This window comes from Lysinibacillus fusiformis (genome assembly GCF_002845985.1).
In the GTDB taxonomy this organism is placed as follows: domain Bacteria; phylum Bacillota; class Bacilli; order Bacillales_A; family Planococcaceae; genus Lysinibacillus; species Lysinibacillus fusiformis_D.
On record NZ_PDFK01000003.1, the window covers coordinates 148,492 to 164,512 of the forward strand.

Here is a 16,021-nt window from a genome sequence, read left to right on the forward strand (position 1 = left end):
AAACGCTGGCTAGAGGGAATGCATGTATCATCCTGGATAAAACCAGCCAAAGAAAGTTGGTCTGGCTTTATCACTATCTATTCTTTCTTCTATATATATGCCTCGTTATGATTAGGAAGCTTGTGCTTGTTTTAAATATCTATTAAGTAGGACATCCAATTCTTGACTGTAATCTACTACGGTAGGGTGGGTGAAACCAAGATCCTTTGCTTTTTTATACATAATTCTACGTTTGATCTCAATTTCCGCCTTCAAGAATTGTTTAAGTAATAAGTTTACCAAGATATTTTCCTCCTAATTTTTTTATCCATATTCTTGAAATACATTTTTTATGACCTCGATTCAACTTTCTCATTGTATATCACTTATATTAAAAAAAATGTCATATTGTGTATCATTTCTCAAATTCGTAATTTAGTCATAGATAAGAACCTTCATCCTATTTGATTTTAAAGAAAAAATTTATCTATAATAGATAAAATATACTAATAATTCCTCCCTTTATTGAATTGAATATGAGACTTAAAACCCTATCGGCGGAAAATGGTGGGGTTTTTAGCTTGCTGTAATTTAGAAAGTATTAAGAGAAAAAATGAGAAACTTTAAACCTTTTATACTATGCAAAAAGTTGCTGTTAGAGATCGAATTTTCCGATAATTCAGCGTGTTATTCATATCTTGTCACATTTTAGCAAATTCCCTTTGATGTTGTTTAGAAATGTGGACATTTCATTTTGTATGGTGAAATGTTGAGAATTTTTGAAATTAATGGAATAATAAATGAGAGGCTTGAGGTGATGAGGAGTATGGTGAAAAACACGTTTATATCGTATTTTTTCAAGTTTACTAGCCGTATGTAAAAGAGAGGAGCCTTCACAGGAACCGATCATTGTGTATGGCATTCAGAAGATATAGCTGTGTAGCGGATGTATCCTTGGACAATAGGGAGCGCTATGATGGGTTTCTAAATGATGGGAGAGTAAACCTTTTCACCAGAGGAAATATTGCTAATAATGTTCGAGTTTGTGGAAGAACCTCGTGTTGGTAACTTCCCGTCTACTGCGTTTTTGCACTCATCGGCACAATGCCTTCTTCATGAATACTTACATAATAGCAGGTAGCGTTTAGAGAATGGTAAATGTTTATGCTAAAATATGTCATAGATTACGAGAGAGAGGGATTACCATGCGTACCACTTATTTTAAAAATTTATTACAGCACTTACCTGAAGAAGAACAACAACAATTGCAACAGGCAAATGGTGCAACTGACGCCCATATTGAATCATTGCTAGAGATATTTCCGCTTTGCCCGCAATCATTGCTGGAGCTATTACGGGATGTCAATGGTACTTATTATTGTCGGCATGGTCAAGAAACAATCTGTGCCCTTGTGCTAGGCTCTGATTTAGGGGATTATCCGTATTATTTAAAGTCAGTGGAGCAAATCGTGGCAGACTATCATGACAAGCGTGAAACGATTTATGAACGTTATCAAGATTTTTTAGATTATGTCGAAGTGAATGACAAGATTAATATGCATGTGCCGATAAATGAACGTTTATGCTTTGCTGATTGCATGAATAATGGTGGAACCTCTAGCCTGTATATTGATTTTTCACCAAAGGAAGGCGGACAAGTTGGGCAAGTGGTCCGTTATGTGCATGATCCTGATAGTTTTGAGGTAATTGCCGCTTCCTTTGAAGATTATTTACAGCAACTTGTAGAGGGAGGTTATGAATTCACTGCTATTTACGAGGAGGAATTCGAATGACCATGCTGCTCATGTTCCATGAGGACAAAGCACAAACTTTAGTAGAACAATACACCCTAACAGAAGAACAGCTGCGTTATACAAATTCCCCAAAAGATAGCATTGAACTTGCGAAGCAGGATAATAGTCGACATGCCATTTTAGCGCTGGTCAGTAACAAGCTAGTCACTTTTTTTGTCTTACATGAAAAAGAAGGAGTGAAGCCTTATTCCTCCAATGAACAGGCGTTGTTAATTCGCTCCTTTTCTACGGATTATTATGAGCAGGGCAAAGGCTATGCTAAGAGGGCACTCCAATTATTACCTGATTTTGTTCGCAAGCATTTTCCACATATCAATGAGCTAGTACTAGGTGTAAATGTGCCAAATATAGCAGCTCAGAAACTTTATAAGAGGTGTGGTTTTGTGGATGAAGGCAGACAGGCAAAGGGGATTCGAGAGGAGCTAAAAGTAATGAGCTATTATATGAAGGAGACTCAAAATTGAGCCATATAAAAGAGGCAAGAATGGAGCATTTACAAGTACTTTGCACAATCGATCAAGAAGTGATTGGAGATGCATCCAGAACGGAAGAAATTCAGCAAGCAATCGAAGAGAAACGCTGTCTGCTATACCAATCCACCGATAATATTGCGGGGTTTCTGCTATTCACCAATGACTTTTTTGGCTATAGCTTTATTTCCTTAGTCATTGTTAAGCCGTCAGAGCGTAGAAAAGGCGTCGCGTCTGCCTTAATGAAGGCTTATATGCAAATGGCTAAAACGTCAAAAGTTTTCTCCTCTACAAATCAGTCCAATAAGCGGATGCAACAACTTTTTCACAATTTAGGCTTTGTCAAAAGTGGTGTTATCGACAACTTGGATGAGGGAGACCCAGAAATTATTTATATGAAACAAGCCTCACCACAAGCATAGGGTGAGGCTTTTGTTTATTTTTTGACTTTAATAAATAAAAAGGATGGTCTGCGTAGCTCCTTTTCAATAGAAGGAAGCTGTTGAATGGCCTCTTTGCTTGGGATAGGTTCAACGATTTTGTCAATGGATAACCCGTGCGTAATTAAGGTATTCATCATCGTTGCTATCGTGCGATGATATTTGACAACGCCATCCACCAACCATGTTTGCTGACGTAAGCCCTCTTCATGGTAATGATCCACTGCGTAATGCAAACGGTTATGGCTTTCGTCATAAATCCAATTATCTTCCATAGTGTGACGAGCCGTAGCAATAGGATGCTCCACAGAGAAAATAAATACCCCATTTGGCCGAAGCATTTGCGCAATTTGACTAATTACCTTATCGAAATCTTGGACATAATGAAGAGAAAGGGAGCTGGTTATACAATCAAAGCTATTTGAAGGCGCTTCATAATCCTCTATGGCTTGCAGCTGATAGTCAATGTGTGGATGAGCATGCTTCTGTTTGGCAATAGCTAACATATTGCTCGAAACGTCTAAGGCTGTCACATGCTTAGCGTGATGCTCCAGACAATATTGTGCGAATTCACCCATACCACAGCCAATATCAAGTATTTGTAAATTCGTTAATGGTGGTAGTAAGGACTTCATAGTGGGTTGTTCCAAAAGACCATTATAGTTATACGTTTTTTCTCGTAAAGCCTTGTATTGGTTGAAAAAAATAGGATTATCATAGATATTTTGTTTCATTAATAACCTCCATTTTGTGAAACATAACGTTATGTCAAGTGTGCGCATTATAATTGTCTCATGTGGCAATAAAAAGATATAGACTTTTATTACAATTTTTTGTAAGATGTAGATAGAGACATATCATTTTTTGATAACAGTTAATTCCCATCTATTTACAAATTAGATGGTTTATTTTTTTAGAGAGCACTAATGAAAATTAATTGATTTCCAGTCTAACTAAGTCGAGCAGTTTCTCCAAGCTTCCTACATCATTTTTTTCTTCACTATCACTATTCTTTGCAGCAACCGAGTCACTACTTCTGTTTATAGTATCCACCAATGTCCATTTGCGAATGGGAGTGAAGTCCAGCATATGACAGGCTGATTTCATACCTTCTATGGATAGATTTGTTTTCCTTTAATGTCATAAAAATGTAACAATTCAAAAAAATGATTTAAAGGGAAAAGATGACACTTCTTGCAATCTATAACGTTCTTAATAGTTGGAAGCAAATTCCGAAATAGAGACGTTGGAGGGATTCGATTGAATCAAGAAAGCTTATTATCCATTAGTAGCAATGCCTTATTTATTGCCTTTATTCTCTTGCTTATAGCAATTGTGCCATTAGGGCTTGCTGTCAAATCAAAGAGGAAAATGTTCGGCAGGCTAGGTCTGCTTCTCACTTCTGTAGCCTTTGCCTTACAGCTTGTGTACTTTGTTGTGAGGTGGGTGGCGGTGGACCACGCACCCGTGAGTAATATGTATGAATTTATGACATTCTTTGGCATTATGCTCACAGGAAGTTATTTGATTATCCACTTTTTATATAAGCAGCTCGTCGTCGGCTTATTTACCATTCCTGTGTCATTAATCATCCTTGGCTATGGAAGCGTTTTCGCAAAAGAGGTATCACCGCTTGTGCCATCCCTACAAAGTCACTGGTTAACCATTCATGTTATGACGGTAGCTTTTTCCAGTGCCATTTTATCGGTATCCTTTGCCACAGGTTTGATTTATTTACTAAGAACGTTGGATGTTTCCAAAAAATCCATCAGTACATATAGTCTAGAATTTGTCTTGTATTGTTTAGTTGTCGTAATTGGCTTTATTGGTGTATCAACGGTTTTCAGCGTTGCCGCAGAAGAGGTGCAAGTTCAATTTGACAATTCACAAGGACAGCAAGAAAAAGCCACCTACTCCATGATGCCCTTGATTGTTAACAAGGGTGCGGTCACAAAAAATGGTGAAGGAATAGGCATAGTAGAAATAACGAATAAAATAGATGCCAAGAAATTAAATTCAATTGTCTGGGCATTTATCGTCGGCACGATTTTATATGGTGTGATTCGATTGATTACAAGAAAATCGATCAGTGCCGTATTAAAACCATGGACAAGCCGTGTACAGCCACAATTGATGGACGAAATATCCTATCGCGCTGTCGTCATCGGCTTCCCATTATTTGCATTAGGTGGTCTTTTATTCGCCATGATCTGGGCCCAAATTGCCTGGAGTCGCTATTGGGGCTGGGACCCTAAAGAGGTTTGGGCATTGATTACATTTTTGTTCTACGCAGCCTTTCTTCATTTCCGCCTATCCAAAGGCTGGGAAGGGGAGAAAACGGCTTGGTTAGCCATTATCGGCTTCGGCATTATTGTGTTCAACCAAGTGTTTGTCAATTTAGTGATTGCCGGCTTACATTCTTATGCGTAGGCAGGGGTGAGCTGAGCCTTTCATGTGATTTTATGGAGGGGTTTTGGGTGACATGATTCTCGTTGTGGGAATGAAATGATCCTAGTTATGAGGGAATCGCTCTAAAGAGTGTATCAAGTACCCAGAGCCACTCCAAAGTGTATGAAAGCGCTTAGAAGAACTGCTCCAAAAGTATAGACTAATGAGGGAACCGTGTCCTATTTTCTAAAATTGAATATGGTTAGTTATATATGTCATGTCCGCTGTTTTTTATTGCCGTGGAGTTGACAGTTCCATTAGATCGGCTGCTCAAGAGGCATAGTGGATAATTTCTTGCTTGTTGTTCAGTGAATGGCACTTTTGGTGGAACAGTGCTTATTTTATAAACTGGTGGTTTCATGGTTGGGCATTGTCGTTTTGTTTAGGGCACTGCCGTAGATACGGTGCTGTTTGCTAGGCAGTTTCCAATTGCCCATCAGGGAGAAATGTCTGTACCTGTGCAATCATAAGACAAACAAAAAAGAGACATCCGAAAATGGATGTCTCTTTTTATACGCACGTCTATGTTAAGTGAAGATTATAGTTTCACTACATTCGTTGCTTGAGGTCCGCGGCTGCCTTCTTCTACTCCGAATTCAACTTTTTGGCCCTCTTCTAAAGTTTTGAAGCCATCTGTTTGAATCGCTGAGAAATGTACGAATACATCATTGCCACCTTCAACTGCGATGAAGCCAAAACCTTTTTCTGCGTTAAACCATTTTACTGTACCTTGTGTCATGTAAACACCCTCCCAAAAAAATTCAACAATCAATTGCTTCCATCACATATAAAAACGTTTTCAAAAGCTTTTATACCAGTTGAATCTGCGTTTTTAATCATCGCAATGAAGTAATGTAATTATTAACTATATTATAGTACAGAATTGTTTGTATATCCAGTAAATTCCGTTTTTAGTAAGAAAAAATTTACATTTGTCATCTATTAGTAATATAACGATAGCGTCTCACTAATCTATCCATGCTTTTTCTTTGGCAACAATCACAGCCTCTGCGCGTGATTCTACACTTAGTTTCACAAATAGCTTTGATAAATAATTTTCTACAGTGCGCTGGGTGACGCCGATAGCAGAGGCGATGGCTTTATTCGTACAGCCTTGGGCAACGAGCTGTAAAATTTCCTGTTCTTTGTCGCTCAGTAATACCTCCTGTTGAACATTAGGTAGGTTGGCTCGTTGCTGGACAAAGTCTAAGAAATCAGCTGCCAGTAATATTTCGCCTCTTAGCGCTGCCTGAATCGTTTGGATGACCTGCTCCTTTGTCGCCAATTTTGATAATAGACCATCAATCTTTTTTTCAATTAACAGCTCATAGTAATCAGAAAGCTCGTAGCCTGTATAAAGAATAATAAGTGCCTCAGGTTGCTTTTTCCTAATCATTTCTGATAGTTGAATGCCATTAATAGGCTTCATATTAATATCGATAAGAAATAATTGAAAACTTTCCGTCTCCATTCTTGGTAAAACGGCGGCACTATCCTGCTCCGTTTTGATTTGAACATTGACTAAATCCTGTAGCAATGTTTTCGTACCATCTAAAACGACAGGATGGTCATCTATAATAAGTATGTTCATCATATGAATCACCGTCCTCTTGTATTTGTATAAAAATATGCATGCCTTCCTTGTGGCTCGATTGGATGGTGATGTCACCATTAAAAGCACGGACACGTTCACGAATGCCATTAATGCCCATTGAAGCAGAGGACTGAATTAAATCGTCAATGTCACAGCCAATTCCATTATCATCATATTGAAGGATAAAGCCATGAGGCATCGCCTGTAATTTTAGTGAAACCTCGGTTGCCTCGGCATGCTTGATTGCATTATTGAAAAGCTCCTGAACGAGGCGATAAACCACAAGGTGGAGCGTGACATCCTGGAAGTGCACCCGGTCAATTTGAGCGTCTAATAAAAAGTCAGCACGTATTTTTACCTTTTGAATAAGTTTTTTTAATGCCATTTGTAAGCCAAAGGTATCCAGGAGTGGGGGACTTAAGTTCTCGCAATATTCCCGTAAGTCCTTTGTTGCATTTAATAGCTGTTCCCGAATAGCTAGTACGGTCTCCTTTTGAATAGTAGGAGAGCTAGCAAGAACATCGAGTTCTCTAGCTAAATGCAGTTGCTCCTGCAAAATGGTATCGTGTAATTCTTGTGCTAAAATACTCTTTTCCTTTTCAATAATATTCCATAGCAATTTATCGAGCCAAGGAAGCGGCGTATCACTGGTGTTTTTCATATGCTGAATTTCGCGTACTAAATCTTCAATTTGCTGTAAATTATTAATAAACATCGATACATACAGTGCCAGCAATTCTAACCAAAGAAGCTCTTCCTTTTGAAGGGCATGTCGTATTTCTAGTAAAATTTTTTCATCCCCAGCATCGTGCAACAACAATTGGGTATAGTTGCTACCAAACTTTGGAGAAGGGGTTTCTTCTGTTATCGTACAGATATGGAAGGCAGTTGTGCCTAGCTTCTCGGTAATTTCATATTTAAAACGATCCAATAACTCTTGTTGGTTTTTGGCTTTGCCCATACGTTGCACTGCTGCATATAGATTATGTACATAATTTCCAGTAGAAGAAAAGATAATTTTTCTATACTTAAAATCGATGCGTTCTTTAATATAGAAGCTAGCAATGATCACCATGAAAATTAGTAAAAATATACTTGTGACATGGACGATGGATAATTGACCTAAGAATAAGAGGGCAATCCCCGCAGTCGATAACAAAGCGCTGAAAAAGGCCAGTGTGGAATAATAGCGCAAACGTGATAATTGGTATTCAATATCAAATAATCGTTCGTTTACCTGAATGAACAGAAACGAGAACGGTATAAATAATAGAAATAACGCAGCAATTTCGGCATGTAGTAATGGCCTATGCCCTAAAATTTCAGGTGTGACGAAAAATAATAAAAAGGGTAAAAATGGTACAATAAAAGCAATGGCAATCAAGCGAATTTTCGCCAATTTCGTGCGTAAATAACTCGTTAATAAAATATAAATAGCATAAAGCACAAGAACCGCAAATAAGCTTAAGTTCAAGATAGGCATTATTTCACGTAAAGCTGGCACGTAGCTTTCAATAAGAGAACAGCCAGGAATGATAAACGGTAGAACATAAAGCCATTTGCTGTGAGGATAGGTCCATCTGATTTGTAAGTAACGGAAAAAATGCTGTAAAAAATGGATGAAGAGCACTAAACATAGCACAATACTAATGCCAATGGTAATCATTCCAATCAGATTGCCTCTTGCCGAAGCGCCAGTGCTTATATAGCCCATGGAGCAGGTTAATAAAAATAAGACCAATAAAAATGTCGGGATGTTATCTTGATTGCGTCGCCAGACATAAAGTGCAACGCTGAAAGCTAAAAGAAAATAAAAGATCGGAAAGAGAATTTGCAAATATAATTCTTCTGGCATATCACTGTGCTTCACAGCAATGCTTTCAATGGTCCCATCAGACTTTTGAATCGTTAAGGTATTGGCACTTCGAATGATGGCATATAACTGAACAAAGCGATTCTCCATGGCTGGTTGTCCATCAATGGCCACAACGATATCGCCTTTTTCAATATTTTTTTGCGCAGCCCAGTGAGGATAGTAGCTATCTATAATGACTGGTTGACCGTTTGTCGTATCGAGAGTGAGGCTAATAAAGGGTGTTTTGATAGTAACGCCTAATACATAAATGCCAAGTATTAAATATGTAAGAAAAATAAAATATGTCCATTTTTTCATTGGGAAACCTCAAATTTGTGTATGATAATAATCTCCTATATATTATCGCTAATTATTGATAAATTTGGAATACCGAAATAACGTGTTTCGGAAAACCACTATTGCCTTTTCGGAATAACGAAATAGTGTTTTCGGACATGGCTATGATACGGTGAATTTAATTATTGTGACGAACAGGGGGTCTATTGCGTGAAAAAAGGCATTTGTACATTTATTCTTTTTTTCCTCATCGCTATGATTACCATTCCATTGACCACGAAGGCCAAAATGGTGAATCAAGATAAAGTCGAGGTAGAAATCGGTCTCATTGGTAGTGATCATCATTTTGTCTATAAGATTCCGAAGCATTTACATAAGGATATGCCCTATACAGACATGAAAAACGGTATTCAAGCTTCCTTAGCTAGTCATTGGAACATTGAAGAGGCCCGTTACGAAGCCAATAAGTCGGATGTTGCCTATACCTTTTATATTCAGGATTTATTTCAAGAAAAGCGAGATGGCCAGCTAAAAGTAGCAATCCCATATCGTAATTTAGTAGGAATGTTTGGGGAGCAAGATCCCATTCAATTGCGTATTTTAGCGAGTAAATTATCGAGTTGGACTGTCAATACAAAGGACTGGACAGCGTTTGGCTTTATGGAGCCTTTTACTGTTTTAAGTGAGCGTGAATATGTTTATGAGGGAGCAGTTAATGATTTATTAAACCAGAGGGTTGGTCATTTTGATGGCACGATACAAAAAAGTCAATTGCTATTATACAGCATCATTTATTTTTGCTTTATGGCAGTCCAACTGCTTGCTTGCATGATTTTGTCTAGGCGTTTAAAAAGAAAAATCATCGAAAATCCAGACAATATGCACCAGTTCCGTAAACTTAATTATCTGTATCAATTGTTACCGATTTTGATTATAGTTGCCCAAATCGTATTCCTCGTGTTATCGGGCTTGATTACAGCATTCGGGCTTTACTTTAGCCCTGGCATTGATTTATTAGTCATCGTTGGACCGATTTTATTGAATATTATCTTACTGCCCACTTTTTTCGTCACAACCGAGAGTGAAATTTCACGGGAGCTCAATAACAATTCCTATCATTCGGGCTGATGACAGCTTTATTCAACATTTGACATACGAAAATCCGCCATGTAATGGTATAATGGTCAACAGCAAAAGTGAGGAGTTGTTGAACAAAAATGATGCATCCAGAAATGGCGTACTTAAATTTACTACAACATATATTAGAAAATGGCACGAAAAAAGAAGATCGGACAGGGACAGGTACATACAGTGTCTTTGGTTATCAAATGCGCTTTGATTTAAGCAAAGGTTTCCCACTTTTAACGACAAAGCGTGTCCCTTTTAAGCTGGTAGCGAGTGAATTATTGTGGTTCATTAAAGGGGATACGAATATCCGTTATTTATTGCAACATAATAATCATATATGGGATGAATGGGCATTTAAAAAATGGGTGGAATCAGATGCCTATACAGGACCTGATATGACCGATTTTGGCCGCCGCTGTTTAGTGGATGAGTCGTTTAATGCCTTGTATCAAAAAGAGCTGGCTTCATTTTGTGAGCGTGTCTTAACGGATGACGACTTTGCGCAGCAATACGGCGATCTCGGTAATGTCTATGGCAAGCAATGGCGTCATTGGACTACATCTGATGGCCAGAGCCTTGACCAGCTACAGGATGTTATTGATCAAATTAAGCATAATCCTGACTCACGACGTATGATTGTCAATGCGTGGAATCCTGAGGATGTTATCAATGCGGGGGCAAAGGGCAGTAAAGCGGCATTACCGCCATGTCATGTGATGTTCCAGTTCTATGTGGCGAATGGTAAATTAAGCTGTCAATTAATGCAACGAAGCTTAGATACATTATTAGGCTGTCCGTTCAATATTGCTTCTTACGCTTTATTAACGCATTTAATTGCACATGAGTGTGGACTAGAGGTTGGCGAATTTATTCACAGCATTGGGGATGCTCATATTTATGCGAACCATGTGGAGCAAGTGAAAGAACAGCTATCACGGGAGCCAAAGGACCTACCGACATTGCACATCAATCCAACTAAAACATCGATCTTTGATATAGAGCTTGAGGATTTATCCATTGAAGGATATGATCCGCATCCAGCTATTAAAGCACCGATTGCCGTATAATCCTAGCAGCAGCCGTCTTGGTTGCTGTTTTTTTCGAACGAAGCACTAGGTCTAACGATTTGTTTTACTAAATAGGTAAGCAGTTGGATGACTGGACGAATAGTAGTTGATTATAGTAATTATGGGATTACTAGCATTATTTGGAGCGAGTCAGTCCATTATCGTGTAGAGGTGAAAGTTGTGAAAAATACAATAGTACTTCAAGCAGATGAATGTGAGCGGCAGCCGAGTCATCAACGGCAAAAACAGGGTGCTACACAACAGGTGTGTTCTTGTAACACGACGAAATTATCACAGCAGCAAATTCACGAAATGATGCAAATCATCGAAGAAATTCGTTTGAAAGGCTATAAAGAAACACTATAAATGTAAGCGCCTTCTAAGCTATAATGGCTATGGAGGTGTTTTTTTATGAATGTAATTTTTGTCGATTCATTTTCTGGAGAAGAGTTATTACATACGGTGTCACATGATGTGGCAGGTATATTGGCTGCAACTCAGGGAGAAAGTGTGACATTTCCAGTCGGTCATTTCAAATATGAATTTCATAACTTAGATTTTTATGATGACAATGGACAAATACGTCAGGAATTAGTGATATATGTGAAGAAAATATAGACGGCGTATTTGATGTAACAAAACGGAGAAAATAAATACAGGTGACAAAAAGGGCTTGCTTTTTTTTGCACCTGTAACTATAATGGTTACAACAGGTGGTGATACATATGGTGAACAGTCGATTTTCGGTGGCGATCCATATTCTTTCTCTCATTGCTACAACATCTGATAAAAGCTTACTCACGTCCGACTATATGGCTGGGAGCGTGAATACTAATCCCGTTGTTGTAAGACGTATGATTGGCGTTCTAAAAAAGGCTGGCTTACTGTCATCACATTCGGGCATGGCTGGCTATGAGCTATTAGTCGAGCCAAAGGATTTAACACTTTTAGCTATTTATCAGGCGATGAATGGGCCAGAGCAGCTTTTTGCGATTCATGATGAGCCAAACCCAGCGTGTGCAGTAGGGCGGAAAATCCAACATACATTGGAAGGTGTCTATACATCTGTTTGGCAGGCAATGGAGGAGCAATTACAAGCACAGACGCTACAGGATGTGCTGGATCAACTTCGTGCTTAGACGGAGATGGTCTTTTTGTATCCAACCTGTAACTAAAATAGTTACAACTAAATTTGAGGAGGAATAAATAATGAAAATTGCCGTAATTGGTGCAACAGGGAAAGCGGGACAAAAAATAGTAGAGGAAGCGTTACAACGAGGTCATGACGTAACAGCTATCGTTCGTTCAGCAGCTAAAGTGACAGCCGCTATTCCAGTGCTTGAAAAAGATGTCTTGGATATAACAGCAGAAGATGTGAAGGGCTTTGATGTCGTTGTGAATGCATTTGGTGCGCCAGCAGGACAAGAACAGTTACATGTAAAAGTGGGCCGTCATTTGATTTCGATTTTCAAAGGGATTGCTACAAAATTAGTTGTTGTAGGTGGTGCAGGTAGTTTATTTGTGGACCCAGAGAAAAAAGTGCGTGTGATGGAAACACCAGATTTCCCAGCAATGTACTTAGCGACAGCGCAAAATCAAGGACAAAATCTAGAGGATTTACAACAATCCTCTATTACGTGGACATTTATCAGTCCATCAGCATTTTTTGATCCAGAAGGACCACGTACAGGTCACTACACAGCAGGTGTTGACCATTTATTAATCAATGACGCGGGTGAAAGCTATGTCAGCTATGCTGATTATGCGGTTGCTGTCGTAGATGAATTAGAAAATCCACAGCATGTAAATAGCCGTTTTACAGTGACATCGAATAAATAATAAAGGCAACCGAGCGTAGGAAATGCGCTCGGTTTTTAGCGATTTCTTTGCTTTTTTGAAGGGTTTTTTTCGTTTACAGAAAAATGACTGTTTACAATACGACTTTTATTAGCTACTATCAAGTGTGAGTATTACATAAAAGGAGACGACAATGATGTCAACACAACGTATAGAAAAAGATTTTTTAGGTGAGCGCGTATTACCAGCAGAGGCTTATTACGGAATTCAAACATTACGTGCAACGGAAAACTTCCCAATTACAGGCTACACAATTCACTCTTCACTTATTAAGGCGATGGGGATTGTGAAGAAAGCAGCGGCTTTAAGTAATATGGAAGTACACCTATTATCAAAAGAAATTGGTGAGGCAATTGTCGAAGCAGCACAAGAAGTAATTGATGGCAAATGGGATGCAGAATTTCTTGTAGACCCAATCCAAGGTGGAGCAGGTACATCCATCAATATGAATGCTAATGAAGTCATCGCCAACCGTGCCCTAGAAATCTTAGGGAAAGAAAAAGGTGACTATCACACAGTAAGCCCAAACAGTCATGTTAATATGTCCCAATCAACAAATGATGCGTTCCCAACAGCTATTCATATCGCTGTTTTAAATTTAATAGATGAATTATTAGTAACGATGGATTATATGCAATCGGTTTTCCATCAAAAAGCAGAGCAATTTGCACATGTCATTAAAATGGGTCGTACGCATTTACAGGATGCCGTGCCAATTCGCTTAGGACAAGAGTTTGAAGCATATTGCCGCGTGATTAACCGTGATATCGTACGCATTCGTCAAACACGTCCAAATTTATATGACGTGAACATGGGTGCAACGGCTGTTGGAACAGGTTTAAATGCCTTCCCAGATTACATTAAATCCGTTGATGAGCATCTTGCTGAAATTTCTGGTTTACCATTAAAAGGTGCGACACATTTAGTGGATGCAACACAAAATACAGATGCTTATACAGAAGTATCAGGCGCTTTAAAAATCTGTATGATTAATATGTCTAAAATCGCTAATGACTTACGTTTAATGGCTTCAGGTCCTCGTGCAGGCTTAGGAGAAATCCTTTTACCAGCTCGTCAACCAGGATCTTCGATTATGCCAGGTAAAGTCAACCCAGTTATGCCAGAGGTACTGAACCAAGTTGCCTTCCAAGTGATTGGTAATGACCATACGATTTCACTAGCATCTGAAGCTGGACAATTAGAATTAAACGTAATGGAGCCTGTTTTAGTGTTTAACTTAATTCAGTCCATTAGCATTATGAATAATGTTTTCCGTGCGTTTACGGAAAATTGCTTAAAAGACATCGAAGCAAATGAAGAACGCATGAAAGAATACGTAGAGAAAAGTGTAGGGGTACTAACGGCTGTCAACCCACATATTGGCTATGAAGTAGCAGCACGTCTTGCGCGTGAAGCAATTCTAACAGGTCGTTCTATTCGTGAGCTTTGCATTGAAGAAGGTGTCTTAACAAACGAACAATTAGACTTAATATTAGATCCATATGAAATGACACACCCAGGTATTGCTGGCTCTAGTATCATGAATTTAAAATAATTCCAACATCAAGACTGTAGACATGCTTTACGAGCTGTCTATAGTCTTTTTTTATGCAGTCATCAATAGGCTTGTGTCTTTGTTCTTATAAAAGAGAGCGTATCCTTATGATTTTTAGGATTTTTCAACTATAATAATGGTATGGAAGACATATTTTAGTTGGGGGAATTTGGAATGAGTTTACGAAAAAAGAGTTTACTTGGCTTTGCAGTTTTAAATGTCTTAATGATTATTATTCTCTTTATTGATTTAGCCAATGTAACGACATTAGAATGGCTTTCGACTGTATTAACCATCGTAGGAATAGCCATTACATTAGCTTACACCGTATATGTTCATTACAAAGTGATACAGCCTATCAAACAATTAACAGAGGCTGCACAGGGTATTACGGCAGGCCAATTAGATACAGTTGTCATCGAGGTTCGTGACAAGAGTGAGATTTCTCAGCTAGCGCAATCCTTTTTAGAGATGCAGGAACAATTACGCACAATGACACAAAAAATTGCGCACAGCTCTACAGATTTATCAGCAAGCATCGAAGAATTATCCGCAAGTACGAATGAAATTACGGTAGCTGTGGAAGAAGTCGATCAACAAATGGAGAAAACGTCAGAGGGCTTGAAGCAAGCGGCACAATCTGCCAATGATAGTGCTAATGCTATGCAAGAAACTGTCGATGGAATCGGACGAATTACGGAAGCCACTCAGGATGTGTTTGATCATGCAAAAGATGCCAATGAGATTGCAGGAAATGGAGCGAATATTTTACATGTGGCGAAGGAACAAATGAAATTTATTTCTTCTTCAACCGAAAAAACGAGCGGACTCATGCAGCAATTATCCAATAAAATGACAGATATTAAATCGATGACTGAGATGATTACAGCTATTACGGACCAAACGAATTTATTGGCATTGAATGCCGCCATTGAAGCAGCTCGAGCTGGAGAACATGGGAAAGGCTTCGCAGTTGTGGCAGAGGAAGTGCGTCAATTAGCAGAGCAATCCAAGCATTCTGCTACACAAATCGTGGACTTAGTAGTGGGCATTGAAACTGACACGAAACAGGTAGCATCCTCAGTGGAGGAGGATTTAAAAAATGTTCAGCAGGGTGTCTATGTCATTGATGAAGCAACAAAATCCTTTGGCACGATTTCACAGCATGTTAGTCAAATGACGAGCCAGCTTGAGGATATTTCAACAACAGCTGAACAGCTTTCTAGCAGTGCCAATGAAGTAGCTTCCACTGTGACAACGATTGCTAATGGTATGGGTAAGCTATCGCATTATACAGAGGCTGTTTTACATTCAATGGATGAGCAAACAGCCTCAATGCAAGCTGTCAATCATGTGACACAGGATTTAAGCGTACAAGCTGATAATTTACAAAAGCTAACAAATCAATTTCAGGTTTAAGCAAGAAAAACATATTTTCAAGGTTTTTTAGCCCTGAATAGTTATCTAAGAACAAGATGATTTTGCCTCCACAGATAGCTATGCACAAAGGTGGTTTC

The 16,021-nt window shown here is 38.7% G+C and carries 17 protein-coding genes; 12 read left to right on the forward strand and 5 right to left on the reverse strand.

What is annotated here, in order from left to right; genetic code table 11:
* Window positions 1-111: 111 nt before the first annotated feature.
* Window positions 112-282 (reverse strand): aspartyl-phosphate phosphatase Spo0E family protein, encoded by a 171-nt coding sequence (locus tag CRI88_RS11455; protein ID WP_036122469.1) that lies wholly within the window; start codon window positions 280-282, stop codon window positions 112-114.
* A gap of 902 nt (window positions 283-1,184) precedes the next feature.
* Here CRI88_RS11455 and CRI88_RS11460 point away from each other — a divergent pair.
* From CRI88_RS11460 to CRI88_RS11470, 3 genes are read left to right on the forward strand one after another with little or no spacing between them, the layout of a single operon-like run.
* The gene (locus CRI88_RS11460; protein ID WP_036122466.1) at window positions 1,185-1,772 is read left to right on the forward strand and encodes an SMI1/KNR4 family protein; all 588 of its coding nucleotides are present in this window, start codon (window positions 1,185-1,187) and stop codon (window positions 1,770-1,772) included.
* Window positions 1,769-2,257, forward strand: a complete 489-nt coding sequence (locus CRI88_RS11465; protein ID WP_051891650.1) for a GNAT family N-acetyltransferase — start codon at window positions 1,769-1,771, stop codon at window positions 2,255-2,257. The genes CRI88_RS11460 and CRI88_RS11465 overlap by 4 nt, the downstream gene beginning before the upstream one ends.
* Window positions 2,254-2,685, forward strand: a complete 432-nt coding sequence (locus CRI88_RS11470; protein WP_036122463.1) for a GNAT family N-acetyltransferase — start codon at window positions 2,254-2,256, stop codon at window positions 2,683-2,685. Before CRI88_RS11465 ends, CRI88_RS11470 begins: the two co-directional genes overlap by 4 nt.
* A 14-nt stretch (window positions 2,686-2,699) precedes the next feature.
* Here CRI88_RS11470 and CRI88_RS11475 read toward each other — a convergent pair whose 3' ends face one another.
* Window positions 2,700-3,437, reverse strand: coding sequence for a class I SAM-dependent DNA methyltransferase (locus CRI88_RS11475; RefSeq protein WP_036122460.1), 738 nt, complete (start codon window positions 3,435-3,437; stop codon window positions 2,700-2,702).
* A 526-nt stretch (window positions 3,438-3,963) separates the two neighbouring features.
* On the opposite strand from CRI88_RS11475, the gene ccsB reads away from it, so the two are divergent.
* Window positions 3,964-5,133 carry a c-type cytochrome biogenesis protein CcsB gene (gene ccsB / locus CRI88_RS11480; RefSeq protein WP_058843189.1) on the forward strand — a complete coding sequence of 390 codons (1,170 nt, stop codon included), beginning with the start codon at window positions 3,964-3,966 and terminating at the stop codon, window positions 5,131-5,133.
* A gap of 556 nt (window positions 5,134-5,689) precedes the next feature.
* Here ccsB and CRI88_RS11485 read toward each other — a convergent pair.
* The 3 genes from CRI88_RS11485 to CRI88_RS11495 form a co-directional block, all read right to left on the reverse strand.
* Entirely contained in the window at window positions 5,690-5,890 is a 201-nt protein-coding gene (locus CRI88_RS11485; RefSeq protein ID WP_036122451.1) for a cold-shock protein, read from the reverse strand.
* A 228-nt stretch (window positions 5,891-6,118) separates the two neighbouring features.
* Window positions 6,119-6,745: a response regulator transcription factor gene (locus CRI88_RS11490; RefSeq protein ID WP_101966624.1), complete on the reverse strand. Its 627-nt coding sequence runs from the start codon at window positions 6,743-6,745 to the stop codon at window positions 6,119-6,121.
* Window positions 6,720-8,918, reverse strand: coding sequence for an ATP-binding protein (locus CRI88_RS11495; protein WP_101966625.1), 2,199 nt, complete (start codon window positions 8,916-8,918; stop codon window positions 6,720-6,722). Before CRI88_RS11495 ends, CRI88_RS11490 begins: the two co-directional genes overlap by 26 nt.
* Before the next feature lie 189 nt (window positions 8,919-9,107).
* Between CRI88_RS11495 and CRI88_RS11500 the strand changes: the two genes are divergently transcribed.
* The 8 genes from CRI88_RS11500 to CRI88_RS11535 all read left to right on the forward strand — a co-directional run bounded on the left by CRI88_RS11500 (window position 9,108) and on the right by CRI88_RS11535 (window position 15,923).
* The gene (locus tag CRI88_RS11500) at window positions 9,108-10,025 is read left to right on the forward strand and encodes a hypothetical protein (protein WP_101966626.1); all 918 of its coding nucleotides are present in this window, start codon (window positions 9,108-9,110) and stop codon (window positions 10,023-10,025) included.
* Window positions 10,026-10,114: 89 nt separating this feature from the next.
* Complete coding sequence (locus CRI88_RS11505) at window positions 10,115-11,092, forward strand: thymidylate synthase (protein ID WP_036122437.1); 978 nt, start codon at window positions 10,115-10,117, stop codon at window positions 11,090-11,092.
* An 87-nt stretch (window positions 11,093-11,179) separates the two neighbouring features.
* Window positions 11,180-11,458, forward strand: a complete 279-nt coding sequence (locus CRI88_RS11510) for a hypothetical protein (RefSeq protein ID WP_244504823.1) — start codon at window positions 11,180-11,182, stop codon at window positions 11,456-11,458.
* A 45-nt stretch (window positions 11,459-11,503) separates the two neighbouring features.
* Window positions 11,504-11,710, forward strand: a complete 207-nt coding sequence (locus CRI88_RS11515; RefSeq protein ID WP_036122432.1) for a hypothetical protein — start codon at window positions 11,504-11,506, stop codon at window positions 11,708-11,710.
* A 107-nt stretch (window positions 11,711-11,817) separates the two neighbouring features.
* Window positions 11,818-12,231, forward strand: a complete 414-nt coding sequence (locus CRI88_RS11520) for an Rrf2 family transcriptional regulator (protein WP_101966627.1) — start codon at window positions 11,818-11,820, stop codon at window positions 12,229-12,231.
* Window positions 12,232-12,301: 70 nt separating this feature from the next.
* The gene (locus CRI88_RS11525) at window positions 12,302-12,931 is read left to right on the forward strand and encodes an NAD(P)-dependent oxidoreductase (protein ID WP_101966628.1); all 630 of its coding nucleotides are present in this window, start codon (window positions 12,302-12,304) and stop codon (window positions 12,929-12,931) included.
* Between the two features lie 151 nt (window positions 12,932-13,082).
* Entirely contained in the window at window positions 13,083-14,504 is a 1,422-nt protein-coding gene (gene aspA, locus CRI88_RS11530) for an aspartate ammonia-lyase (RefSeq protein WP_369802710.1), read from the forward strand.
* A gap of 174 nt (window positions 14,505-14,678) precedes the next feature.
* Window positions 14,679-15,923 (forward strand): methyl-accepting chemotaxis protein, encoded by a 1,245-nt coding sequence (locus tag CRI88_RS11535; protein WP_101966629.1) that lies wholly within the window; start codon window positions 14,679-14,681, stop codon window positions 15,921-15,923.
* The last annotated feature ends 98 nt before the right edge of the window (window positions 15,924-16,021 follow it).